Genomic DNA, 25651 nt, shown 5'->3' on the forward strand with positions numbered 1-25651 from the left:
GCCAATTTGGCAACAGTGCATTGTTAATAACGTTTTGGCCATCATTTTGCCCGAAAGTGTCTCATTCTTGCCGCAGCCTGGGGGCGGGCACGAAGTGAGAGGGTTACCTGTTGATTTCTACCCGATGGAAGACGCCGCTGTTGCTCGGCGCCGTCATTTCACCCCTGTTTTTGGCTGCCTGTAGCCAGACCACTTCACACGGCATGTCCGTCGCCAGCCTGACCGACGCCATCACGCCGGGTTTCCTGAGCTCCCGGGCGTACAGCCACACGCCGAAGGACAAGGAATGCCTGGAACGGGCGATGTTCTTTGAATCCAACCGCTCGAGCCGCGACGGCATGATCGCGGTCGGCACGGTGGTGATGAACCGGCTGCGCTCCGGCAAGCACGGCAGCACCATCTGCGCGGTGGTGGGCGAGCGCGGGCAGTTTGCCCCCGGCGTCATGACAAGGCCGATGAATTCACGCGCAATGCCCGATGTCGAGGAAGCCGCCGACGCGGTGCTGAAGGGGGAGCGCAAGTCCAAGCTCAAGAACACCATGTTCTTCCACACCGCCGGCCTACGCTTCCCCTACAAGAACATGCACTACACCATGGTTGCCGGCGGCAATGCCTTTTACGAGAAGCGCGGCCGCAACTGGCAGCCGCTGCCGGACGAGCCGCAGGTCGCCATTGCCTCGGCGGCGCCGCAGAAGCCAGCGGAGCCGGTGACGATGGTCGCGTCCGCCGAGCCGGTGCGTCCGGCCAAGCCGGCCACCGTCCGGTCCGCTCCTGCCCAACAGACCTATATGACTGCGGCCGCCGCGCCGGCCGCGAAATCCGCGCGGGTCTCGGCGGAGCCGACGGTGGTGGCGATGCAGGAGCCGATGGAGGAACCGGATGCCGCCCGTTTTGGCGGAACCTTGAACACAAGGACAAGGGTCATCTCCTCGGTCGAGGAAGCGCCGCAAGAGGCGTCTATGGGTTTCCAGTCGACGCCTGAGAACACCGACGCTGTCGGCGCGATGATCGTCAGCCAGGGCCGGCCGCTCGAAGCCAACTGATCTGCGCTCCATGCTCCACCCAATGGTCCACCAAGCCAATATGGCGGGTCATGCGGATGCGGGATGTTCCAAAGCGCTCTGAAAAATCCTAGATCAGAGCGATGTCGAAGCGAATCGCCGGTCCCGAGATCGAACGTCTGATCCAGCTCCTGGCCAAGGTGCCGGGGCTGGGTCCCCGTTCGGCCAGGCGTGCCGCCCTTCATCTGATCAAGAAGAAGGAGCAGCTTTTGTCGCCGCTGGCCGCCGCCATGGCCGAGGCGGCCGACAAGGTGCGCATCTGCTCGACCTGCGGCAATGTCGATACATCGGACCCTTGCATGATCTGCACCGATCCGCGCCGCGATGCCGGCACCATCATTGTCGTCGAGGACGTCTCCGACCTGTGGGCGCTGGAGCGCGCGGCGGCGATGAATGTGCGTTACCACGTTCTCGGCGGCACGCTGTCCCCGCTCGACGGCATCGGCCCCGAGCAGCTCAACATGCGCTCGCTGGTCGACCGCGTCGCCGGTGGCGAGGTCAAGGAGATCATCCTCGCCGTCAATGCTACGGTGGAGGGCCAGACGACCGCGCATTACCTCACCGATCAGCTGTCCGGCTTCGATATCAAGGTGACACGACTGGCGCATGGCGTGCCTGTCGGCGGCGAACTCGACTATCTCGACGAGGGCACGCTGGCCGCGGCGCTGCGCTCGCGGACGGCGTTTTGACAAAGTTACGGGAGAGGGTGCGGATCATGATTGTTGCGCATCCGTCGAGGCTGGTGCCAAACACCCCCCTCTGTCCTGCCGGACATCTCCCCCGCAAGGGGGGAGATCGGATGTCATCTTTGTTTTCGCAAATCGCCGACATTGCAACAAGAGCGCCGCCGATGAAGCGGCCAATCTCCCCCCTTGCGGGGGAGATGTCCGGCAGGACAGAGGGGGGTGTGAAGGAACGCAAACCTCTCAGATTGGCTCTGTTTTCCTTTTTTGCAGTTCTTCTCGCGGTCCTCCTTTCCACCCCCGCCTCCGCCGCAAAGATCGACGACCAGTTTCGCGCCTGGCTGCAGAACGACCTTTGGCCGCAAGCCAGGGCGAAAGGCATTTCCAAAGCCACCCTCGATGCCGCCTTCGACGGCATCAATCCCAATCTGAAGCTGCCCGACCTGGTCAAGCCGGGCGATAAGGCGACCACGCCGCAGAAGCAGCACCAGGCCGAATTCGGCTCACCCGGCGCCTATTTCGCCGAGAAGACGGTTCGCGCGGTGACGGCGGGCGGCCGGGCGCGCGAAGCCACCAATGCCAGGACACTTGCATCTATCGAAAAGCGCTACGGCGTGCCGGGCGAAGTGCTGCTGGCGATCTGGGGCCGCGAGACCGGATTCGGCGCGGCGAAGATGCCCTACGACGCCTTCGAAGTGCTGGGCACCAAAGCGTTCATGTCGACCAGGAAGGACTTCTTCCGCACCGAACTGCTTGCTGCACTCGAGATCGTCGAGCGCGGGCTGGCTCCGGTCGGCGCGATGAAATCGTCCTGGGCCGGAGCGCTCGGCCAGCCGCAATTCATGCCGACCTCGTTCCTGAAACATGCCGTCGATTTCGACGGCGACGGCCGCGCCGACATCTGGAACTCGACGCCGGACGTGCTGGCCTCGATCGCCAATTATCTCGTCCACTATGGCTGGGTAAAGGGCCGTGGCTGGGGTTTCGAGGTGATGGTGCCGGAAAGCGTTTCCTGTTCGTTGGAAGGCCCGGACCAGGGCAAGAAAATCTCCGAATGGGCGGCAATGGGCGTTAGGCGCGTCGGCGGCAAGCCGTTTCCAGCGAGTGAGATGAAGGCCGAAGGCTTCCTGCTGATGCCGGCAGGGCGCAGCGGTCCGGCCTTTATCGCCACGCCCAATTTCTACGTGCTGAAGCAGTACAACACCAGCGACCTCTACGCGCTGTTCATCGGCCATGGCGCCGATCGCATCGCCCATGGCGATTCGAATTTTGCCGGCAGCTGGGGCGCGGTCGGCGGGCTCCACCGTTCGGACATAGCCGCTCTGCAACGCGCGCTGGAAGCCAAGGGCTATGACGTCGGCAGCGCCGATGGCCTGCCCGGCTTCAAGACCCGCCGTTCGATCGGCATTTGGCAAGCCAAGAACGGCCGCGCCGCCACCTGCTTCCCTGACACCAGCCTGGTCGCGGCGCTGAGATAGCCGCGACATTCGCCAGATTATCCTCGATCGGCAGCCTCGATTGGCTGGCCGATGCGTCGACATCCCACCGGCCTTTCTGGCCCATTGAGCCATCGTATAAATGCTCGTTGCCCGCCACGAGGCTGCCGGATATGGTGTTGACCAACTGGACAAAAACCGCAACGGTAAGAGATCACTGGGGCCTTCTCCAGGCCCGAAAAGAATTGCACAACCCTGAGCCGGGAACTCAGGTCAACAAACAACAAAACAGGGAACAATCACGATGATGATGGAAAAGTTTGCTCTACGCTCTCGCTTCCTGCTGGCGGGTGCAGCCATGTCCGCGCTGCTTCTGGCCGGCGCGCCCGCCGGTGCGGTCACGCCCGCCGACACGCTGGTCGAAGGTTTCGCGATCGACGACATCATCTCCATGGATCCGGGCGAGGCGTTCGAGCTGTCGACCGCCGAGGTCACCGGCAACACGTATGATCTGCTTGTCCGTCTCGACCTCAGCGACACCTCCAAGGTCAAGGGAGACCTTGCCGAAAGCTGGACCGTCTCCGATGACGGCCTGACCTACACATTCAAGCTCAAGCCCGGCCTGAAATTCGCTTCCGGCAATCCGATCACCGCGGCCGACGTCGCCTGGTCGTTCGAACGCGCCGTCAAGCTCGACAAGAGCCCGGCCTTCATCATCGGCCAATTCGGCATCAGCGGCGACAACGTCGCCGAGAAGGCCAAGGCGGTCGACGAGACCACCTTCCAGTTCACCGTCGACAAGGCCTATGCGCCGAGCTTCGTGCTGAACTGCCTGTCGGCAACGGTTGCATCGGTGGTCGACGCCAAGCTGGTCAAGGAACATGTCGCTGCGGTGACGCCGAGCGCCGACTACAAATGGGACAATGATTTCGGCAATGCCTGGCTGAAGACCGGCTATGCCGGCTCCGGCGTCTTCAAGCTGCGCGAATGGCGGGCCAATGAGGTGGTCGTTCTCGAGCGCAACGATAATTACTACGGCGAGAAGGCCAAGCTTGCCCGCGTCATCTACCGCAACATGAAGGAAAGCTCGGGCCAGCGCCTGGCGCTCGAGGCCGGCGACATCGACGTTGCCCGCAATCTCGAGCCGAACGACCTCGACGCCATCGCCAAGAACGCCGATCTCATCTCGACCAGCGCGCCGAAGGGCACGGTCTATTACATCAGCCTCAACCAGAAGAATGCCAACCTCGCCAAGCCCGAGGTCCGCCAAGCCTTCAAATACCTGGTCGACTACGATGCGCTGAGCTCGACGATCCTCAAGGGCATCGGCGAAATCCACCAGACCTTCCTGCCGAAGGGTGTGCTCGGCGAATTGGATGAGAATCCGTTCAAGTTCGATGTCGCCAAGGCCAAGGAATTGCTGGCCAAGGCCGGTCTGCCCGACGGCTTCAGCGTAACCATGGACGTACGCACCGGCCAGCCGACGACCGGCATGGCGGAATCGATCCAGCAGACGCTCGGACAGGCCGGCATCAAGCTCGAGATCATCCCGGGCGACGGCAAGCAGACGCTGACCAAGTACCGCGCCCGCAACCACGACATCTATATCGGCCAGTGGGGCCAGGATTATTTCGACCCGAATTCCAACGCCCAGACCTTTGCCTCGAATCCGGACAACTCGGATGCGGGTAAGTCCAAGACGCTGGCCTGGCGCAACGCCTGGGACATTCCGGACCTGACCAAGGAGACGGAAGCAGCGCTGCTCGAGAAGGACGCCGGCAAGCGCGCTGACATGTACAAGGATCTCGAGAAGAAGATCCTGGACACCAGCCCCTTTGTCGTCATCCACCAGCAGCTGGAAGTGGCCGGCCTGCGCAAGAACCTCAAGGGCTTTGCCCTCGGCCCGAGCTTCGACAGCAATTTCGTCGGGCCGGTGTCCAAGGAATAGTGCTCGCGGACACGCCGCATGAGCACGGTTGAAAAGGAAGTGGCGGCGGGGCGCGGCAGCGCCCGTGCCGTCGCTATTGCATCATCGCTTGGCCGTTTCCTGGTCATCGCGATCACGACCTATCTTGGTCTGCTCGCGGTCACCTTCTTCATCGGTCGCGTCATCCCGATCGACCCGGTGCTGGCGGTGCTCGGCGACCGGGCGCCGGCCAATGTCGTCGAGCGCACGCGCCGCGAGATGGGCCTCGATTTGCCGCTGGTCGAGCAGTTCTACATCTATGTGAAAAATGCCCTGAACGGCAATTTCGGTGTCTCTGTGCTGACCACCAATCCTGTCATGACCGACATTCGCCGGGCGCTTCCGGCCACGACGGAACTGGCGACGCTGGGGACGCTGATCGGCGCGCTGTTCGGCGTACCGCTTGGCGTGCTGGCCGCGGTCAGGCGCGGCAGTTTCATCGATCAGATCGTGCGTATCATCGGCCTGATCGGCTATTCCGTGCCGATCTTCTGGCTGGGACTGCTGGCGCTGGTGCTGTTTTACGCCAAGCTGCAATGGGTTGCCTTCCCCGCGCGGCTCGACATCGTCTACGAATACACCTTTACGCCGATCACTGGCTTCTATCTCCTCGACTCTGCGATGCAGGGGCAGTGGGACGTTTTTTACGACGCCTTCCGCCACATCATCCTGCCGGCCTCGCTGCTCGGCTATTTCTCGCTCGCCTATATCAGCCGCATGACGCGCTCGTTCATGCTCAACGAATTGTCGCAGGAATATATCGTCGCGGCGCGCGCCAAGGGCCTGTCGGAAACCCGCATCATCTGGGGCCACGCGCTGCGCAATGCGGCGGTGCCGATGGTGACGGTGATCGCGCTCTCCTATGCCGGGCTGCTCGAAGGTTCGGTGCTGACCGAGACCGTCTTCTCATGGCCGGGCATCGGCCTCTACATCACCAACTCGCTGCAGAACGCCGACATGAATGCGGTGCTCGGCGGCACCATCGTCATCGGTTCGGTCTTCATCGCCATCAACCTTCTGTCCGACCTTCTGTATCGGGTCCTCGATCCGAGGACGAAGGTTCAATGAGCAGAGGTATTCCACTTTCGGGCCTAGAGCAGTTCACCGTTTCACGGAAACGGCTACCCGCTCTAACTCCTTGTTTTTACGCAATTCCGGACGGAAAACCGTTTCACACTTTTCCTGGAATTGCTCCAGCTGCGGCCAATCACCCCCACTCCGGCCCTTCGGGTCACCTCTCCCCCTGCCCGGGGGAGAGGAAAAGCCGGTCGCACGCTTCGCGCCTTTCCTCTCCCCCGTCGAGCGGGGGAGAGGTGGTCTGCGAAGCAGGCCGGAGTGGGGGTCGACAGCTCCAAGAGGCATCATCATGACCGCCTCCGACGCCCGTCCTCTCTCTCGTCGCGACTGGCTGCTCAGCGAGCGGCCGGCCTCGCGCACCCAGGCGAGGCTCGGCCGCGCCTATGTGGCGTGGCGGCGCTTTTCCGCCAACCGGCTGGCCTTTCTCGGCCTGCTCATTATCATTGCCTTGCTGATCGTTGCCGCCCTTGCCGGTGTGCTGGCGCCTTATTCTCCGACGTTCGGCGACCTGAAGAACGCGCGCCTGCTGGCGCCGAGCACCGAGCACTGGTTTGGCACCGACGATCTCGGCCGCGATATCCTGTCGCGCATCCTCTACGGCTCGCGCTGGACCCTTTATGTGGTCATCCTGGTCGCCATCATCGCGGCACCGATCGGCCTTCTGGTCGGCACGGTGGCCGGCTATGCCGGCGGCTGGACCGATGCCATCCTGATGCGCATCACCGACATCTTTCTCGCCTTTCCCAAGCTGATCCTGGCGCTGGCGTTTGTTGCAGCACTTGGCCCCGGCATCGAGAATGCGGTGCTGGCCATCGCCATCACCTCATGGCCGCCCTACGCCCGCATCGCGCGGGCAGAGACGCTGACGGTGCGCAATTCCGATTACATCAAGGCGGTGCAGCTGATGGGCGCCTCGCCCTTCCGCATCGTGCTGCGCCATATCATGCCGCTTTGCATTTCGTCCCTGATCGTCAGGGTGACGCTCGACATGGCCGGCATCATCCTGACCGCCGCCGGGCTCGGTTTCCTCGGCCTCGGCGCGCAACCGCCGCTGCCGGAATGGGGCACGATGATCGCGTCGGGGCGCCGCTTCGTGCTCGACCAGTGGTGGGTGGCCGGTGCGCCGGGCTTCGCCATCCTCATCGTCAGCCTCGGCTTCAACCTGCTCGGCGACGGCCTGCGCGACGCGCTCGATCCCCGCAGTGGTGACCAATGAGCAGGGAAACGAAGACGCTGCTCGAGGTCGACGATTTGCGCGTCACCTTCCCGACCCGCACCGGGCTGATCGAGGCGGTTCGCGGCGTCTCCTTCTCGCTCGGCCGCGAACGGCTCGGCATCGTCGGAGAATCCGGCTCCGGCAAATCGCAGACCGGCCGCGCCATCATGGGCCTGACGCCGCCGCAGGCGCGGATATCGGCCAACAAGCTCGCCTTCGACGGCATCGACCTGCTCAGCGTCTCGCCGCGCGAACGCCGGGCGCTGCGCGGCAAGCGCATCGCCATGATCCTGCAGGATCCGAAATACTCGCTCGACCCGGTGATGAGCATCGGCCGCCAGATCGTCGAAACGCTGCGCACGCATGAAAAGGTCGGCAAGGCCGAGGCGCGCGACCGCGCATTGGCCATGCTGGAGGCGGTGCAGATCCGTGATCCCTCTCGCGTCTTCAACCTGCATCCGCATGAAGTGTCCGGCGGCATGGGCCAGCGCGCCATGATCGCCATGATGCTGATCGCCGGTCCGGAAATGATGATCGCCGACGAGCCGACCTCGGCGCTCGACGTCACCGTGCAGCTTGATGTGCTCGGCATTCTCGACCGGCTGGTCAGTGAGCGCGGCATGGGGCTGATCTTCATCTCGCACGATCTGCGCCTGGTCTCATCCTTCTGCGACCGCGTCATCGTCATGTATGCCGGCAAGGTGGTCGAGCAGCTCAAGGCGTCCGAACTCGGCCATGCCCAGCATCCCTACACGCGCGGCTTGCTCAATTGCATGCCCAAGATCGGTGCCGACCGCCACCCGCTGCCGGTGCTCGACCGCAAGCCGGAGTGGGCGGCATGACTTCTGCGATTGCCGTCGACAGGCTGGAAGTGATCTTCGACCGTTTTCGCGCACTGAAGGGCGTCAGCCTCGACGTGCAGCCGGGTGAATCCTTTGGCCTGGTCGGTGAATCCGGCTCCGGCAAATCGACGCTGCTTCGGGCCATCGCCGGCCTTGCGCCGGTCGCATCGGGCAGCATCGCCGTCAACGGCAAGACGCTCGGGCCACGCCGCGACAAGGCCTTCTACCGCGAAGTGCAGATGGTCTTTCAGGATCCGTACGGCTCGCTGCACCCGCGCCAGACCGTCGACCGCCTGCTGCAGGAGCCGCTTGCCATCCACGGCTTCGCCGATGGCGAAAAGCGCATCCAGCGGGCGCTCGACGAGGTCGGGCTGGGAAACGGCTTTCGCTTCCGCTATTCGCACCAACTATCGGGCGGCCAGCGCCAGCGCGTGGCGATTGCCCGTGCCCTGATCCTCGAACCTTCGATCCTGCTGCTCGACGAGCCGACCTCGGCGCTCGATGCCTCGGTGCAGGCGGAAGTGCTCAACCTGTTGGAAGAGGTACGCAAGCGGCGCAAGCTGACCTTCCTGATGGTCAGCCACGACCTCGCCATCATCACCCATATGTGCGAGCGGCTGATGGTGATGCAAAGCGGCGAGGCGGTTGAGAACCTGGCGGCGGCGGATCTCGTCGAACGTCGCGTGACGAAGGACTATACTCGCAACTTGCTGAGAGCGAGCGACGGGTTTGTGAGAACCGCCTGAATTCGTCTTCCTGTGTGCAGAACCAACCGTCTTCAGGGATTCCGATGGAGGAATGGAAGTTTGCGGATCCGCCCAACCTCGCGGTGTTGTCGGACAAGAGCCTATTTAAACGTGGCGACTGGATCGCATACGTTGTGCATGAAGATGACGACGACGACAGCTACAACGACGAAGGTGGCAGTTGGCAATTCTACAGCAGCGACACTCGAGATTGGGATGAACGCGAGGTAATGCTCGTAGGCCTGCAAGAGGTGGTTCAACTGGATGAAACCATCGTGGAGTTGGCCGATTTGCCGAAAGGTTGGCATGCCTGGCGCACCTCAAAATCGTCGCCGTGGCAACGCGCCAAGTCACGCCCCGTACCCTCCAACGACAACGAATGACCCGGCAAAGCCTTAAGTCTGAGCTTGCACCGGTTCGCCGCTCTCCACGGGTAGCTCTTCCTGGGCTTTCGGCTCCTTGATCCTGAACCACGTCACATAAAGCGCTGGCAGGAACAGCAGCGTGATCGCCGTGCCGGCGATGATGCCGCCCATCATGGCATAGGCCATCGGGCCCCAGAACACTTCGCGCGCGATCGGGATCAGGGCGAGACTTGCGGCCGCCGCCGTCAGCGCGATTGGCCGCATGCGGTGTTCCGTCGCCTCGATGACGGCCGCCCAGCGGTCCTTGCCTTCCCGGACGAGATCCTCGATCTGCACGATCAGGATGACCGAGTTGCGGATCAGGATGCCGATCAGCGCCAGCACGCCGAGGATGGCGACGAAGCCGAGCGGCGCGCCGCTCGGCACCAGGGCCGCCACAACGCCGATCAGGCCGAGCGGCGCCACCGCCACCACCAGGAACAGGCGCTGGAAACTCTGCAATTGCACCATCAGGATCGTCGCCATGACGAACAGCATCAACGGCACGACGGCGGCGATCGGTCCTTGGCTTTTGGCACTCTCCTCGACCGAGCCGGCGGTGGCGATCGAATAGCCCGGCGGTAGCTTGGCGGTGAAGGCATCGACCGACGGCTTCAATTCGTTGACGACGGTGGCCGGCAGCACGTCGCCGACCAGTCCGGCGCGCACGGTGATGGTCGGGATGCGGTCGCGTCGCCACACCGTTGGCTGCTCCAGATCGTAGCGGAAGTTGGCGACGGCCGCGAGCGGGATCGCCTCGCCGGTACTGGTCGGCAGCTGCATGTTCTGCAACGTTTCGATCGAGCCGCGTTCGGACCCACGCGAGCGCGCCACGACATTGATCAGGTAGGTGGCGTCACGCACCTGCGTGATGGTAGCGCCGCCGACGGTGCTGTTGAGCGCGCTGGCGATGTCGGAAGAGGTGATGCCAAGCTGGCGTGCCTTGTCCTGCAGCACGTCGACCCTCAGCACGCGTTGCGGCTCGTTCCAGTCGAAGGTAGGCGCGGCAAGCTTTGGATTGGCGGAGATGACACCGGCGAATTGCTGCGCCAGTTCGCGCACCGTCTGGATGTCGGGACCGCCGATGCGATACTGCACCGGGCGGCCGACCGGGGGCCCGAGTTCGAGCGGCTTGACGAAGGCGTCGGTGCCGACGAACTCCTCGCGCAGCAGTTTTTCAAGCGCCGGCTTGACCCGGTTGCGGGCCGCGATGCTCTTGGTGACGATGACGGTCTGGCCGAAATAGGGGTTGGCCGGCTGCACGTCATAGGCGAGCACGAAACGCACCGCGCCCTGGCCGATATAGGACGAAAAATGGTCGATGTCGGGATTGCCGACCAGCGCCCGCTGCTCGAACCGCTCCATCTGGTCGCGCGTATCGGCGATCGAGGCATTCTGCGGCAGGTTCCAGTCGACGATCAGCTCCGGCCGGTCCGATGGCGGAAAGAACTGCTGCTGCACCAGCCCGAAGCCGGCGATCGAGCCGGCAAACAAAAGCACGGTGACGATGATGGTCAGCCAGTGATGGCGCACCGAGCCGACAAGCACGCGCCGGAAAAGCGAGGTGAAGCGGCCGGGCTGGTCGTGATGCTTGGTTTTCATCGTCGCCGGCAGGATGGTGACGCCGAGCAGTGGCGCAAACAGCACCGCCACGACCCATGACACCAGCAGCGAAACGGCGATGACCACGAACAGGGTGAAGGTATATTCGCCGGCGGCGCTGTTGTTGAGGCCGATCGGGATGAAGCCGGCGACCGTCACCAGCGTACCGGTCAGCATCGGAAAGGCGGTCGATGTGTAGACATAGGTCGCCGCCTTGCGCAGATTGTCGCCGACCTCCAGCCGCGCCACCATCATCTCGACCGCGATCATCGCGTCGTCGACCAGAAGCCCGAGCGCGATGATCAGCGCACCCAGGGAAATACGCTGCAGCGAAATGCCGAGATAGGCCATGACCGTGAAGGTGATGGCCAGCACCAGCGGGATCGACAGCGCCACGACGAAGCCGGCGCGCATGCCGAGGCTGATGAACGACACCGCGAGCACGATGGCGACCGCCTCGAACAGCGCGCGCGTAAAGCCCGAGACGGCCTCCTCGACAATGACCGGCTGGTCGGCCACCAGATGCACGCCGACACCGACCGGCAGGTCGGCCAGCACCTTGTCCATCTCCTTGTGCAGCGCCTCGCCGAATTCGAGCAGGTTGGCGTTGGGTTTCATGCCGATGGCGAGCCCGATCGCGTCCTGGCCGTTGAAGCGGAATAGCGCCGTAGGAGGATCGACATAGCCGCGCGTGATCGTCGCCACGTCGCTGAGGCGGAAGAAGCGGTCATTGACGCGCAGATTGATGGCGCGCAGGCTGTCCTCGGAGGTGAACTGCCCGCCGACACGCACGCTGATGCGCTCCGGCCCGGACTGAATGACGCCGGACGGCGTAATCGCGTTCTGCGCCTGCAGGCTCGCCACGATCGCTTGCTGGTTGAGGCCGAGGGCGGCGATCTGGCGGGTCGAGAATTCGAGATAGATCGCCTCGTCCTGGGCGCCGACCAGGTCGACCTTGCCGGCGTTGGGCACGGTCAGGATTTTTGTTCTGGCGTCCTCGACATAGTCGCGCAACTGGCGCGGCGTCAGCCCGTCCGATGTGAAGGCGTAGATGTTGCCATAGACGTCGCCGAAGCGGTCGTTGAAGAACGGTCCCTGCACCCCCTGCGGAAACTGCGCCCCGATGTCGTTGACCATGTTGCGCACCTGAATCCAGTTCGGCACGACATCGCGTGCCTTGGTGGTGTCCTTCAGGTTGACGAAGATGACGGTCTGGCCGGCCGTGGTGACGGACTTGGTGTAGTCGAGGCTGTCGAGTTCCTCGAGTTTCTTCTCGATACGGTCGGTCACCTGCTGCACGGTTTCCTTGACCGAGGCGCCCGGCCAGTTGGCCTGGATGATCATCGTCTTGATGGTGAAGTTGGGGTCTTCTTCACGGCCGAGATTGAGGTAGGAGAACACGCCAGCCACGACGAAGACCAGCATGAAATACCAGACCATGGAGCGGTGGTTGAGCGCCCAGTCGGAGAGATTGAAGCCTTTCATGAGGCGCCTCCCTCGAGCACTTTCACCTTCTGGCCTTCGCTCAGGCTGTGGACGCCCGCCGTGACGACACGCATGCCCGCGTCAAGCCCTTCGGCCACGGTGAAGATAACGCCATTCTTCGACGCGATCTTGATGTCGCGTGCGTTCACGCTGGATGTCTGCGGGTCGACGATCCACACTTTCGCGGAACCGTTCTTTTCGAACAGCGCCGACATCGGCAGTTCGATCGTCGGTGCCACCTTGGTCACGCGGGTCGCCGTCACCGTCGAGCCGAGCCGGAAGGCCTGTGGCGGATCCGTGAGCGTCAGCTTGACGCGCCGCGTGCGGGTCGAGCCCTCGGATTGCGGTGCGATCTCGCGCAGCTTGGCCCCGGTCTGGATCGTCGGCAGCGACTGCAGGATCACCTGGAAGGGCGTGCCGGCCTCAAGATCACCGGTCAATTGATCGGGAATGTCGACCACCGCCTCGCGCAGGTCCGAACGCGCCACGGTGACGATGGTCTGGCCGGGCGAGACCGTCTGGCCAACTTCGGCGCCCACCGCGGTGACGACACCGTCGAAATCAGAGAACAGCCTGGCATAGCCGAGTTGCTCCTGCGATTTGGCAAGCGAAGCCTTGGCCCGCTCGACACCTGCCTCCGCAGCTTTGCGCGCCTGCTGCGCGGCATCGAAGACAGCTTGCGTGGCGTTGGCCGAGGCGAGCAACTGGCGCTGCCGTTCCTCGCTGGCGGCGGCGTTGGCGAGCTGCGCCTCGGCATTGGACAGTTCCGCCTTGGCCGCCTGCAGGCCCAACTCCAGCGCGGTCGGATCGAGTGCCGCTATCGTCGTGCCCTTGCTGACGATGTCGCCGACCTGGACGTCGCGCGAGACGACCCGCCCAAGCAGGCGGAAGGCCAGGTCGGCGCTGACCTGCGGTTCGACGGATCCGGCAAAACCGAAGATTTGCGTGGTGCGCGGCTCGATCACCATCGACAGCACCGGTCGGATGATCTCTGGCGGCTTTTCCTCCGACTTGGAGCAGGATGCCAGCGCGCCGAGCATGAGCACGCCGAGCAGGATGCGTGGCGTTCGGCTCATTGGCCCGCTCCCGATATTTCGATCGTCTGTCCAGGGCTGAGCAGCTGTCCTCCAGCGGTGACGACGCTCTGGCCCGCGTCCAGCCCCTTGGCGATCACGACCGTGCCCGAATTGAACGCCAGCACTTCGACCGGCGCCATCGTCACCGCCTTGGTCGAGGGATCGACGATCCAGACCGCCGGCTTGCCGCCGCTGGACGTCAGCGCCTGCCAAGGCAGCAGGATTGCCTTCGCCGGTTTGGCGCTTACCGAGCCGATGACGGCTGCCCCCAGCGGCATGCCGGCGGGCGTGTCGGGAATGGCGACTTTGACCCGGATCGAGCCCGAAGCCGGGTCGACCGCAGGCGAGATTTCGCGGACCTTGCCCGTCGCCCTGACCTGCGGATCGGACAACAGCGTGATCGTCACCGCAGGCGATGCCGGTGTCTTGGCGATCAGCGTCTCCTGCACGTTGAATACCGCGTCGCGGTCCCCGTCCTCGGCGACGGTGAAGACGGTTTGCGCGGCTTGCACCACTTGGCCGGTTTCGACTTGGCGGGCGGTAATCACGCCGGCGGCACCGGCCTTGAGTTCGGTGAAGGACAGGTTTTGCTGGGCGTTGGAGAAAGCGCTCTGCGCGGCATCGACGCTGCCTTGTGCCATCTTCAGGGCCTGGTCCGCGGCGTCATAATCGCGCCTGGTGGTGAAACCCTGGGCGAGCAGCGTCTTCTGCCGTTCGAAGGCGGCGGCGGACTGGGTCAATTGCGCCTGTGCCGCGTCGAGATCGGCCTGCGCCGAGCGCAAATCGGATTCCTGCTCCTGCGGATCGATCCGGGCAAGCACCGTGCCTTGATCGACATGCTGGCCGACATCGACAAACCGTTCGGCGACGCGACCGCCGACCCGGAACGACAGATTGTTCAGCGTACGCGCCGCGATCACCCCGGTCAGCGAGGTCCTTGGCGCATAGTCGGCCATCGCCACCGTTTCGGTGCGCACCATGATCTGCAGTTTCTTGTCCACCGCTTCCTGCTTCTGGCAGCCGACCAAAAGCAGCGCAGCCGTGCAGGCGAAAAGCGCCGGGGCGGCTGGAAAAGACAAAAGACCGGGAGCTTGGACCGACGGCTGCGAGACGGGCGAAGTCACGTTCCTGCTCATGGGCTCCCCCGGCCGCGGCGGCTCGCTGGTCGCGATGCCTCGTGGACATCCAGAGGATAGTCGATCCCCGGGAAAAGGAAACCGGTCTCGTACGTGTATCGCCTGACTGGTTAAGCGCCGGGATCTGCCCACCGCAGGCCCAATCGCCTGTCGGTGGTGCCGACTTGAGGAAAACGTGAAATAAGGTCAGAAGATGTCTCAACGGCATCAAACAGGACGGGCGCCGGCCCGGTGAGGGATACGATGAAGAATTCAGCCATTTCCGAACGCAAGAACCAATCGATTTCCCGCGGTGTCGGCATGACCACGCAGATCTATGCCGACCGGGCTGAAAATTCGGAAATCTGGGATGTCGAGGGGCGTCGCTATATCGATTTCTCGTCGGGCATCGCCGTCGTCAACACCGGGCATCGCCATCCCAGGGTGATCGAAGCGGTCAAGGCACAACTCGACCGCTTCACCCACACCTGCCACCAGGTGGTGCCCTATGAGAGCTATGTGCGCCTGGCCGAACGGCTGAACGGCATGCTGCCCGGCAAGTTCGAGAAGAAGACGATCTTCGTCACCACCGGGGCGGAGGCGGTAGAGAACGCCATCAAGATCGCCCGCAATGCCACCGGCCGTCAGGCGGTCATCGCCTTCGCCGGCGGTTTCCATGGCCGCACCTTCATGGGCATGGCACTGACCGGCAAGGTCGTGCCCTACAAGGTCGGCTTCGGCGCCATGCCGGGCGATGTCTATCATGCGCCGTTCCCGGTGCCGCTGCACGGTGTCTCGGTCGCCGACTCGCTGGCGGCGCTCGACCGGCTGTTCAAGGCCGATGTCGATCCGGCCCGCGTCGCCGCCATCATCATCGAGCCGGTTCAGGGCGAGGGCGGCTTCTACGACGCGCCGCGTGACTTCCTGGTTGCGCTGCGCAAGCTTTGCGACCAGCACGGCATGCTGCTGATCGCCGACGAAGTGCAGACCGGCTTTGCCCGCACCGGCAAGATGTTTGCGATGGATCACCATGAGGTGGCCGCCGACATCACCACCATGGCCAAGAGCCTTGCCGGCGGTTTCCCGCTGGCGGCGGTCACCGGCCGCGCCGAAATCATGGATGCGCCCGGGCCCGGCGGGCTCGGCGGCACCTATGGCGGCAGCCCGATCGGCGTTGCCGCCGCGCACGCCGTGCTCGACGTGATCGATGACGAAAACCTGTGCGACCGCGCCAACACGCTGGGCGCAAGGCTGAAGCAGCGGCTGCAGTCGATCCGCGACGACGTGCCCGAGATCGTCGACATCAGAGGCCTCGGCTTCATGAACGCGGTCGAGTTCAACGACGTCAAGAAGGGCCTGCCGTCGGCCGAGATCGCCAATGCGATCCGGTTGAAGGCGCTCGACAAGGGCCTGATCCTGCTGACCTGCGGTGTCTACGGCAACGTCATCCGCTTCCTGGCGCCGATCACCATCCAGGACGAAGTCATGAACGAAGCACTCGACATCCTGGAAAGCTCGATCCGCGAAGTCTGCGCCGCCTGAACTTCTACCTCCCCCCTGTGGGGAGGTCGGACCGAAGGTCCGGGTGGGGGCCTCGCACAGACCCCCACCCCGCTGCTTCGCAGCGACCCTCCCCACAAGGGGAGGGTAAGCGGGGGCTAGCCCGCAGCCCTGGCAGGCTCATCCTGCTGAAACGCGGCCAGCGCCGCCTTCAAACCGTCAGGTCCCTCAGCAACCGTTTCCTGCGTCGGCGAAAAGCCGGCGCCGAGCATCTTGCGGCCAAGCATGTGGTCGCCGGGGCGGTTGACCGATTCGATGCCGAGCAGCCGGTCGCCGGCATAGTGGTAGATCGAGAATTTGTTTTCGGGCAGGTCGCCCAGCACGACATGGCTGTCGCCGCCGGCGGTCAGGCCGACCATCTGCAATTTCATGTCGCCGATGTCCGACCAGAACCATGGCACCGCCGAATAGGCGTCGGTGTGGCCTGATATCGTGCGCGCGGCAAGCCGCGCCTGATCGGTGGCGTTCTGCACCGATTCCAGCCGCACGTCGCCGCCGGTGAACCAGTGACGGTAGGAGGCAGCATCGCCAATGGCGAGAATCTCCGGCATCGACGTGCGCATCTGATGATCGACGCGGATGCCGTTGGCGATGCCGAGGCCTGCAGACTGCGCCAGTTCGACATTCGGCATGGCACCAATGCCGACGATGACCATGCGCGCCGGCAGCCTTTCGCCTGACGAGGTGATGGCGGCCGTGACATGACCGTTTTCGCCATCGAGCCTGGCGATCGAGGTGCCGGTGAGAATGCGCACGCCTGTCGCTTCCAGCCGTTGCCGGACGTGGCTCGCCACCACCGGCGCCACGGCGCGGCCGAGTAGCCGGTCCACGGCCTCCACCACTGTCACCGTGCGGCCGGTGGCCCGCAGTGTGGCTGCTATCTCCAACCCGATGAAACCGCCGCCGAGGATGACGATTTCGTCGCTTTGCGCGCTGAGGTCGCGGATCAGCCGCGCATCGGCCAGCGAGCGCAGCGACAGCACACCGGACAGGTCGGCACCGGGCAGCGGCAGCGTGCGCGGGCGCGAGCCTGTCGCCAGGATCAGATGGTCAAAGGCCAGCGCACCACCGCCGGCAATATCCAAACTGCGGCGTCGGGTATCGATCCGATCGATCCTGACGCCAGGCCGGTAATCGATGGCGCTGCCGGTGTAAAAGGCCTCGCCGCGCAAGGGTTGCGGCTTGGCCTCGGCATCCTTGATGAAAGTCTTCGACAGCGGCGGCTTGTGATAGGGAAGTTCGTCCTCATCCCCGACGAGGATCACCGGCCCGTCATAGCCGTCTTCGCGCAGACTGGCGGCCGCTTGCACGCCCGCATGACCCGCGCCGACAATGACCACACCGTTCTTCATCGCATTCCAATCCCGCTTCTATCCTAGGATGTCTCGCCAAGTGGCAATTGTCTGGTGCCGCCGCAAGAGAGCTTTTGCGGGTCGCACCCGGAATGGCAGCTGTCAATCGTACAGTTCAACGGCAAGACCGGTGCAGAAAGACGCATAAGTTGACAGTCGTAGTTTAGAATAATTCTAAACTGTTGTTTCAATTGACTTTTCCTACGGATTGTCATTGACATCCGACGATGTCGCAGCTTTATGGAAGCTCGCGCGTCAGCGCATCCCTTTAATGTCTGGGCCTTGAACCCTTTCGATTGGAGGCATTTTGGTGTCTTTCTTCCGCGAACCGCGCGCTAGCGCGGCATCTCTTGCGCCCAATGGCCCGCAGATGGCCTGGCGCCGGTTGCTGTGCGCGCCGTTTACAGAATTTCCGAGAAACTGGAGAGTGATTATGACAGCACGATATGGCAGCAGGCTTGCGGCGATCGGCGCCACTGCCCTGCTGACGGCGGCGGTATTCGTGTTGCCGGCAAAGGCGGAAACCGATGCAAAGGCCGTCATCAAGACCTATTCCGACATCGCGCTCGCCAAATATGAGGATTCGCTGACCACCGCGCAGGCGCTCGACAAGGCGGTCGACGCGCTGCTCGCCACGCCATCGGCGGAAACCCTCAACGCTGCCCGTGACGCCTGGAAGGCATCGCGCGTTCCCTACCAGCAGACCGAGGTCTACCGCTTCGGCAACAAGATCGTCGACGACTGGGAAGGCAAGGTGAATTCCTGGCCGCTGGATGAAGGTTTGATCGACTACGTCGCCAAGAGCTACGGCACCGAATCGGACGCGAATGCGCTCTACACGGCCAATGTGATCGCCAACAAGGAGATCGAGATCAACGGCAAGAAGGTCGATGCATCGAAGCTTTCGCCGGAATTCCTCTCCGGCACGCTGCAGGGAGCCGGCGGCATCGAGGCCAATGTCGCCACCGGCTACCACGCCATCGAATTCCTGCTCTGGGGCCAGGACCTGCATGGCACCGGGCCGGGTGCCGGCGAGCGCCCCTATACCGACTACGACCTCCAGAACTGCACCGGCGGCAATTGCGATCGCCGCGCCGAGTATCTGAAATCGGCCAGCGACCTTCTGGTTTCGGATCTTCAGGAGATGGTCGGCAACTGGAAGGAAGACGGCGCCGCCCGCAAGGCTCTCGTCGATGGCGAGCCGAACACGGCGATCTCGACCATCTTCACCGGCATGGGCTCGCTGTCCTACGGCGAACTGGCCGGCGAGCGCATGAAGCTCGGCCTGCTGCTGCATGATCCGGAAGAGGAGCACGATTGCTTCTCCGACAACACGTACAATTCGCATCTCTACGACGCCATCGGCATTCGCGCGGCCTATCATGCGAGCTACACGCGTCTCGACGGCACCGTCGTTTCGGGTCCCTCGGTGGCCGATATGGTGAAGGCGGCCGATCCGGCGATCGACAAGGAACTGTCTGACAAGCTCGATGTTTCGGTCGCCAAGATGGAGGCGATCAAGGCGCGTGCACTGGCCGGCGAGGCCTATGACCAGCAGATCGCCGAGGGCAACATTGAGGGCAACGCCACCGTGCAGGCGGCGATCGATGCGCTGATCGATCAGACCAAGTCGATTGAGCGCGCCGTCGGCTCCTTGAAGCTCAGCACCATCGCCTTCGAAGGGTCCGATAGCCTCGACGCGCCGGACAAGGTGTTCAAGTAAGGGTCGAAAGACAGGAGACTGATCCGGGAGCCGGAAAACCGGCTCTGGAACGGCCTCCGCTAGAAAATCAAGCCACACGGCGCGGGAGACGCCGTCAGCCAGCCGAGCAAGCCAATGCTGATTTGTCATTGCAATATCATCACCGAGAAGGAGATCGAGCAGACGATCGTCGGGCTGCTGGACCAGGATCCCTGGCAGTTGATCGTGCCGGCGAAGATCTATCATGCCATGCAAAAGCGCGGTCGCTGTTGCGGCTGCTTCCCAAATGTGGTGGAAACGATCATTCGGGTCACCGAAAATTACCACGCCCGCTCGGAGGCGAGCGGCGTGGATGTCGTTTCACACCTGGATCGCGTCAGAGGCCTGCGCGTCCAATACGGGAGCAGAATTCATGAAAGGCGATCCGCAGATCATCGAGCGGCTTAACGAGGCCCTTTTTCTGGAACTCGGGGCCGTCAATCAGTACTGGGTGCATTTCCGTCTGCTTGAGGACTGGGGGTACGCCAAGCTGGCAAAGAAGGAGCGGGCGGAATCGATCGAGGAGATGCACCATGCCGACAAGCTCGTCGCCCGCATCATCTTCCTCGAAGGCCATCCGAACCTGCAGTCCGTGGCGCCGCTGCGCATCGGGCAGAACGTCAAGGAAGTGCTCGAATCCGACCTTGCCGGCGAATATGACGCACGTACCGCCTACAAGCGTTCGCGCGAAATCTGCAACGACGCCGGCGACTACGTGACGATGAAGCTGTTCGAGGAATTGCTCGCCGACGAGGAGGGCCACATCGACTTTCTCGAGACGCAACTCGACCTGCTTGCCTCGATCGGCGAGGAGAAATACGGCCAGCTCAACGCCGCATCGGCGGACGAGGCGGAGTAAGGGCATGCGGGAATGCGGCGCCTGCTAGAATTCGTGCGCCGCTCGCGGCGGGCCGATGGCTCGCCGTCCCTTCCAAAGACGTCAGCCGGATTGGCGCGTCGGCACTATGTCATGCTCGTGTTGGCACTCACCTCTTCGGCGATGGCGGGTGATATTCAGCCGGCCGGCCTCGCCGTCACGCGCACCGACCTCAATGCGAAGGATCAGGCGCGCGTCATCGCCGTCACCAGGCCGACCACGGATTTTTCCAGGCCAGAGCAGTTCGAACTGATGCAAGGTGGCGCCGGCACGTCCCGAAAGGACGTCAGCCGCGATTCCTTCTCGCAATCCTCGGCCAACATCACCTTCGAGGAAGAGGGCGACTTCAAGCTCGGCAATGCCCTTTTCCGCAAGAACTGGGTCTCGTCGCCATCCTCGACGCAGGCTTCGGACGGGCTCGGCCCGCTGTTCAACGAACGTGCCTGCCAGAACTGCCATCTGAAAGATGGCCGCGGCCGCCCGCCGCTAGGCGACGCCGGCACCACGTCGATGTTCCTGCGGCTGGCCCGCGACGCCAGCAGCGCGCAAGAGAGGGCGGCGCTTGCCGACCACGAGGTGCCTAACTTCCCCGACCCGGTCTATGGCAGGCAATTGCAGGAGCTCGCCGTGCCCGGCCTGCCCGGTGAAGGCAGGATGCACATCGACTATCAGGAACGTAAGGTGGAGCTGACGGACGGCACAGTGATCTCCTTGCGCAAACCGAGCTATTCGGTTGACGGCCTTGGCTACGGGCCGCTTGACCCACGCACCACGCTGTCGCCGCGCCTGACGCCGCCGATGGTCGGCCTGGGCCTGATCGAACAGATCGCGCCGGCTGATATTCTCGCCCACGCCGATCCGGACGACAGGGACGGCGACGGCATTTCCGGCAGGCCGAACATCGTGCGCGATAGCCTGAACGGAGAACTGACGCTTGGCCGTTTCGGCTGGAAGGCGCAGACCGCGTCGATCCGCCAGCAGGCAGCGGATGCCTTTGCCGGCGACATCGGCATCTCGACGCCCGAAGAGCCGAAGCATTGGGGCGATTGCACTGCTGCGGAGGCAAAATGCCTCGCCATGCCGAACGGCGTGCAGCAGCGCCTTGGCCCGGTCGAGGCGCCGCCGCCGGTGATGGATCTCGTCACCTTCTATTCGCAGAACTTGGCCGTGCCGGCGCGCCGCGACCTAGACACGCCGCAGGTGCTCATTGGCAAGAAAATCTTCTACGAGATCGGCTGCATCGCCTGCCATACGCCGAAATTCGTCACCCGTCGCGGCACGCCCCACAAGGCGCAGGCCTTCCAACTGATCTGGCCCTATTCCGACTTTCTGCTGCACGACATGGGGCCTGATCTGGCCGACGGCCAGGCCGTGGGAGATGCGACGGGCAATGAATGGCGCACGCCGCCGCTGTGGGGCATCGGCCTGACCGAGACGGTCAACGGCAATTCCTTCTTTCTGCATGACGGGCGCGCGCGCAGCTTGACCGAGGCGATCCTGTGGCATGGCGGCGAGGCGCAGAAAGCGCGCGACCGCTTTGCCGCAGCCAATGCGACCGACCGCAATGCGCTGCTCAAATTCCTGGAGTCACTGTGATGTTCAAGCGTTCTGCATTGTTTCTCGTTCTTCCGCTGGCTCTGCTGGGCGTTGTCCCTGCGTCTGCGGCGGTCAAAGCCTCCGATATCATCCAGCGCGCGATCGATGGCTTCGTCCGCCCGGCCTATGCCGGCCTGCACGAGCATGCGGAAGCCTTGACCGGATCCATGCGCGAGCTGTGCGTCACGCCCTCGCAAGGAGAACTCGATGCCGCACGCGCCGAATTCTCCGCCACCGTCTATGCCTGGTCGTCAGCCGAAATCATCGGCTTCGGACCGATCAAGGAGAACAACCGGCTGGAACGCATGCTGTTCTGGCCGGATCGCAAGAGCATCGGCCTGAAACAGGTACAGGCGGCGCTGTCGGCCAAGGATCCGACCGCGACCGATCCGGCACAACTGGCTGGCAAGAGCGTTGCCATGCAGGGGCTGGGCGCGCTCGAATTCGTTCTTTACGGCGACGGTGCCGATGCACTTGCCGGCAAGGGTGATCCCTACCGTTGCGCTTATGGCACTGCTGTTGCCGGCAACATCGAAACCATGGCCGGCGAGGTCAGCGCCGCCTGGAACAAGCCGGACGGATTTGCCGCGCTTTGGGCCAATCCGGGGCCGCAGAACGCGCTCTACCGCGACGGCAACGAAGCGGTGACGGAACTGGTCGGCGTCTTCATCAACGAACTGGAAATGGTCCGCGACGTGCGCCTGAAAGGGTTTTTCGGCGGCAAGCCGGATGCGGACAAGCCGAAACAGGCAATCTACTGGCGCTCGCAAAACACCACCGCGTCACTGGCCGGCAATCTCTCCGGCATCGATACGCTGTTCCAGGCCTCGAAACTTGGCGACGCTCTGCCGGCCGATGCACGCTGGATGGCCGAATCGATCCATATCCAGCTGGTCAACGGTGTCGCCACCGCCAAGGCGGTCAGCGGTCCAATCGACAAGGCGCTTGCCGATCCGGCGCTGCGTAACAAGCTCGATCATTTCGCGCTGATCACCTCCAGCCTGTCGGCCTTGATCGGCACCAGGCTGACCGCTGAATTCGGCCTGACCGCAGGCTTCTCCTCGCTGGATGGGGACTGAGCATGACCTTGAGATTGGCCGATACGCCCATAGCTTCGTCATCCTGGGGCGAAGCAAGGAGCGAAGCGACGCAGCGCAGACCCCGGGATCCATGCCGCGACTTCAAAGCGCTGCCGCGGTCCAGAATTTTGCTCCGTTGCACCCGACGGTCAAGGTCACGGCATGGATCCTCGGGTCTCCGCGACGGAGCTTCGCTCCTGCTCCGCCCGTGGATGACGAAGTTCCGGAGGCTTCGGCCAACTTCCAATGTCTGCGATGGATTATTCCAAGAATCGGTAGGTGCCAAGCGTCAGCTCCGATCCGTAATAATCACCGTGTCCTGGAGCGAGCCAGTGCAGGGGAGGATAGTCTCTTGAAAACCTCCCTCATCGATCGCCGCGATTTCCTGAGGGCTGCGGGTATCGGCTTTGCCGCGGCAATGGCGCCGTCGGCCTGGGCAACGACGCTTGCGGCCGACGCCGTCTTCGCCACCGCTTTCGTCAAACGCGACGGCAGCTTTGGCGCTGCCGTCCTGTCCGAGGCCGGCAAGGTCCTGCATGCGATCGACCTGCCCGATCGCGGCCACGATGTCACCTTCGATCCCATATCGAAACGCTCGGTGGTCTTCGCGCGTCAGCCCGGCACCTTCGCCGTGGTTTTCGATCACTCGGGCCGTGACGCGCCGCTGACCATCGCCAGCATCGCCGGCCGGCATTTCTTCGGCCATGGCGTGTTTTCGGCCGACGGTGCGCTGCTCTATGCCACCGAAAACGACTTCGACAACGCCGCCGGCGTCGTCGGCGTCTACGATGCGCGGGCGAAATTCAGCCGCATCAGTGAGTTCCCGACCTATGGCATGGGTCCGCACGAGCTTCTGCTCCTGGGCGATGGCAGGACGATTGCGGTTGCAAATGGCGGCATCGAGACTCATCCGGACTACGGCCGCGCCGAGCTCAACATCGCCACCATGAAGCCGTCCTATGTGCTGATCGACCGCGTCACCGGCTATGTCATCGAGAAACACGAATTGCCGGCCGCACTGCATCAGCTGTCGATCCGCCACATGGACACCGATCCGGCCGGAACCGTCTGGTTCGGCTGCCAGTACCGGGGACCGGGCAGCGATCGTCCATTGCTGGTCGGTCGCGCCGCGCGCGGCAAGGATCTGCAGTTGCTCGACATGCCGCAGGACGTTTTGTCCGGCTTCCGCAACTACATAGGCTCGGTCGCGGCCAATCGGGCTGCCGGAACCGTCGCCGTTTCCTCGCCGGAAGGCAACTCGCTTGTCGTGATCGATGCGGCCAGCGGCCGGGTCGTTGCGAACAGCGCGTTGGTCGAGGTCTGCGGCGTGGCCCCCGATGGAACCGGCTTCATGGCCACCACCGGCGCCGGCGAGATCGTCGAGGGCAGCGGCGCGACACGCTCCGAACCGGACTATGTCTGGGACAACCACATGCTGCGCATCGAACAGGCCGCATAGTCTACCAGCGAAGCCGTTTAACGAATTATGCACTATCCCCTTGCGGTGGCGGGCCGTGGCGGGCACAGGGAATTGTTTTTCGAACCGGTTGCCTCATGAAATTGCTTGCCATCGACTGTGCCGCCAACCTTTGCGCCGCTTGCGTCTATGATGCTGTGGCGAAGCGGGAGCTTGGCCGCTCGGTGCTCGATCTCGGCAAGGGCCATGCCGAGCACCTGATGGCGGTCATCGCCGAAGCGCTGGAGGCAAGCGCAACCGACTATGCGGGTCTTGGCGCCATTGCCGTCTCTGTCGGCCCCGGTTCCTTCACCGGTCTGCGGGTCGGCGTCTCGACCGCGCGTGGCCTGGCGCTGGCGCTGAAGATACCGGCAATCGGGGTGACGACACTGGAGGCGCTGGCCGCCGAAGCAGCAGCGGTATTTCCCGGTCGCGCCGTGCTGGCGGCGCTCGATGCCGGCCGTGAAGAGATCCACGCGGCCTTTTACGATGAAATGTCAGCCTTGGCTTACGGTCCGGCCGCGGCCACGCTGGCTGACGTGGTGGCCATGGCGAAGGAAACGTCTCCGGTGCTTGCCGGCACCGCGGCAGCGCTCATCAGCGCATCGGCCGGGCGCGAATTCGATGTCGGCCCTCGGACAGCCACCGCCGACATTGTCACCTACGCCCGCCTGGCTGCCGCCAAGGGCGCAGGCGAACGGCCGAAACCACTCTATATGCGCGGCGCCGACGCCAAGCCGCAGGCTGGCTTTATTCTATCAAGGCAAGAAAGATAAATGCGCATACCTTTTCTCCAACCACGCCGCAGGGACTACGCGCTCGAGCCGCTGAGGATCGCCGACAGTCCGGCGGTCTCGCTGCTGCATCGCGAGGACTTTGTCCGCCCCTGGACCGATGGCGAATTCGCCGCCCTGCTCGAACAGGACACCGTATTCGGCTATGCCGCGCGCGAAACCGGACAGGGCTCCAAGCCGCCCGTCGGCTTCGTACTGGCGAGGCTTGCGGCAGGCGAGGGCGAGATCCTGACCGTCGCGGTGGCGCGATCGCATCGTCGCCAGGGGTTGGGCTGGCAATTGATGGACGCGGTGTTGCGCGAACTGCACGCGCAGCGCGCCGAAGCGCTGTTCCTCGAGGTCGACGAGACCAATGTCGCGGCGATCGCGCTTTATCGTCGGCTGGGCTTCCGTGAGGTCGGCAAGCGGCCGAATTACTACAGATCGGCCGAACACGGACCGACCGGCGCGCTTGTCATGCGCCGCGATCTTCGCTAGCGAGACGGCC

At 63.7% G+C, this 25651-nt stretch carries 22 protein-coding genes; 18 read left to right on the forward strand and 4 right to left on the reverse strand.

Going from position 1 to position 25651, the window contains the following annotated elements:
• Positions 1-110 precede the first annotated feature (110 nt).
• From NKJ04_RS03560 to NKJ04_RS03600, 9 genes are all read left to right on the forward strand, one after another.
• A complete protein-coding gene (locus tag NKJ04_RS03560; RefSeq protein ID WP_352631015.1) occupies positions 111-1043 on the forward strand; it encodes a cell wall hydrolase in 933 nt (310 codons plus the stop codon).
• Between the two features lie 101 nt (positions 1044-1144).
• Positions 1145-1750, forward strand: a complete 606-nt coding sequence (recR, locus tag NKJ04_RS03565; protein ID WP_013527928.1) for a recombination mediator RecR — start codon at positions 1145-1147, stop codon at positions 1748-1750.
• Between the two features lie 194 nt (positions 1751-1944).
• Complete coding sequence (locus tag NKJ04_RS03570; RefSeq protein ID WP_128304321.1) at positions 1945-3222, forward strand: lytic murein transglycosylase; 1278 nt, start codon at positions 1945-1947, stop codon at positions 3220-3222.
• A gap of 262 nt (positions 3223-3484) precedes the next feature.
• Complete coding sequence (locus tag NKJ04_RS03575; protein ID WP_128304322.1) at positions 3485-5128, forward strand: ABC transporter substrate-binding protein; 1644 nt, start codon at positions 3485-3487, stop codon at positions 5126-5128.
• A gap of 18 nt (positions 5129-5146) precedes the next feature.
• Complete coding sequence (locus tag NKJ04_RS03580) at positions 5147-6214, forward strand: ABC transporter permease (RefSeq protein WP_128304323.1); 1068 nt, start codon at positions 5147-5149, stop codon at positions 6212-6214.
• Positions 6215-6512: 298 nt separating this feature from the next.
• Positions 6513-7439 (forward strand): nickel transporter permease, encoded by a 927-nt coding sequence (gene nikC / locus NKJ04_RS03585; protein ID WP_023811431.1) that lies wholly within the window; start codon positions 6513-6515, stop codon positions 7437-7439.
• Positions 7436-8281 carry an ABC transporter ATP-binding protein gene (locus tag NKJ04_RS03590; protein ID WP_031213315.1) on the forward strand — a complete coding sequence of 282 codons (846 nt, stop codon included), beginning with the start codon at positions 7436-7438 and terminating at the stop codon, positions 8279-8281. The genes nikC and NKJ04_RS03590 overlap by 4 nt, the downstream gene beginning before the upstream one ends.
• Complete coding sequence (locus NKJ04_RS03595) at positions 8278-9027, forward strand: ABC transporter ATP-binding protein (protein WP_352554666.1); 750 nt, start codon at positions 8278-8280, stop codon at positions 9025-9027. The genes NKJ04_RS03590 and NKJ04_RS03595 overlap by 4 nt, the downstream gene beginning before the upstream one ends.
• A 44-nt stretch (positions 9028-9071) precedes the next feature.
• Entirely contained in the window at positions 9072-9410 is a 339-nt protein-coding gene (locus NKJ04_RS03600) for a hypothetical protein (RefSeq protein WP_128304325.1), read from the forward strand.
• A gap of 12 nt (positions 9411-9422) precedes the next feature.
• Here the strand turns inward: NKJ04_RS03600 and NKJ04_RS03605 are convergent, their stop codons facing one another.
• Genes NKJ04_RS03605 through NKJ04_RS03615 form a run of 3 tightly spaced genes read right to left on the reverse strand, consistent with a single transcriptional unit; the run spans position 9423 to position 14730 of the window.
• A complete protein-coding gene (locus NKJ04_RS03605) occupies positions 9423-12518 on the reverse strand; it encodes an efflux RND transporter permease subunit (protein ID WP_352673545.1) in 3096 nt (1031 codons plus the stop codon).
• Positions 12515-13594 (reverse strand): efflux RND transporter periplasmic adaptor subunit, encoded by a 1080-nt coding sequence (locus NKJ04_RS03610; RefSeq protein WP_023811426.1) that lies wholly within the window; start codon positions 13592-13594, stop codon positions 12515-12517. Before NKJ04_RS03610 ends, NKJ04_RS03605 begins: the two co-directional genes overlap by 4 nt.
• Positions 13591-14730 (reverse strand): efflux RND transporter periplasmic adaptor subunit, encoded by a 1140-nt coding sequence (locus NKJ04_RS03615; protein WP_023811425.1) that lies wholly within the window; start codon positions 14728-14730, stop codon positions 13591-13593. The genes NKJ04_RS03610 and NKJ04_RS03615 overlap by 4 nt, the downstream gene beginning before the upstream one ends.
• Positions 14731-14973: 243 nt before the next feature.
• Between NKJ04_RS03615 and NKJ04_RS03620 the strand changes: the two genes are divergently transcribed.
• A complete protein-coding gene (locus NKJ04_RS03620; protein ID WP_352439662.1) occupies positions 14974-16251 on the forward strand; it encodes a 4-aminobutyrate--2-oxoglutarate transaminase in 1278 nt (425 codons plus the stop codon).
• 116 nt (positions 16252-16367) lie between these two features.
• On the opposite strand, the gene NKJ04_RS03625 is transcribed toward NKJ04_RS03620, so the two are convergent.
• A complete protein-coding gene (locus NKJ04_RS03625; protein ID WP_023811423.1) occupies positions 16368-17621 on the reverse strand; it encodes an NAD(P)/FAD-dependent oxidoreductase in 1254 nt (417 codons plus the stop codon).
• Positions 17622-18054: 433 nt separating this feature from the next.
• Between NKJ04_RS03625 and NKJ04_RS03630 the strand changes: the two genes are divergently transcribed.
• From NKJ04_RS03630 to rimI, 8 genes are all read left to right on the forward strand, one after another.
• Positions 18055-19344: an imelysin family protein gene (locus NKJ04_RS03630; protein ID WP_023811422.1), complete on the forward strand. Its 1290-nt coding sequence runs from the start codon at positions 18055-18057 to the stop codon at positions 19342-19344.
• A gap of 114 nt (positions 19345-19458) precedes the next feature.
• Positions 19459-19770, forward strand: a complete 312-nt coding sequence (locus tag NKJ04_RS03635) for a (2Fe-2S)-binding protein (protein ID WP_023811421.1) — start codon at positions 19459-19461, stop codon at positions 19768-19770.
• Complete coding sequence (bfr, locus tag NKJ04_RS03640) at positions 19736-20221, forward strand: bacterioferritin (RefSeq protein WP_013527914.1); 486 nt, start codon at positions 19736-19738, stop codon at positions 20219-20221. The genes NKJ04_RS03635 and bfr overlap by 35 nt, the downstream gene beginning before the upstream one ends.
• A 12-nt stretch (positions 20222-20233) precedes the next feature.
• Positions 20234-21835, forward strand: coding sequence for a di-heme oxidoreductase family protein (locus NKJ04_RS03645; RefSeq protein WP_352673548.1), 1602 nt, complete (start codon positions 20234-20236; stop codon positions 21833-21835).
• Positions 21835-22914 carry an imelysin family protein gene (locus NKJ04_RS03650; RefSeq protein ID WP_352673550.1) on the forward strand — a complete coding sequence of 360 codons (1080 nt, stop codon included), beginning with the start codon at positions 21835-21837 and terminating at the stop codon, positions 22912-22914. Before NKJ04_RS03645 ends, NKJ04_RS03650 begins: the two co-directional genes overlap by 1 nt.
• Before the next feature lie 352 nt (positions 22915-23266).
• The gene (locus tag NKJ04_RS03655) at positions 23267-24373 is read left to right on the forward strand and encodes a DUF1513 domain-containing protein (RefSeq protein ID WP_352673552.1); all 1107 of its coding nucleotides are present in this window, start codon (positions 23267-23269) and stop codon (positions 24371-24373) included.
• A 95-nt stretch (positions 24374-24468) separates the two neighbouring features.
• A complete protein-coding gene (gene tsaB / locus NKJ04_RS03660; protein WP_352673553.1) occupies positions 24469-25146 on the forward strand; it encodes a tRNA (adenosine(37)-N6)-threonylcarbamoyltransferase complex dimerization subunit type 1 TsaB in 678 nt (225 codons plus the stop codon).
• The gene (gene rimI, locus NKJ04_RS03665) at positions 25147-25641 is read left to right on the forward strand and encodes a ribosomal protein S18-alanine N-acetyltransferase (RefSeq protein WP_024503455.1); all 495 of its coding nucleotides are present in this window, start codon (positions 25147-25149) and stop codon (positions 25639-25641) included.
• Positions 25642-25651 lie beyond the last annotated feature (10 nt).

The organism is Mesorhizobium sp. M0618 (assembly GCF_040320765.1).
In the GTDB taxonomy this organism is placed as follows: domain Bacteria; phylum Pseudomonadota; class Alphaproteobacteria; order Rhizobiales; family Rhizobiaceae; genus Mesorhizobium.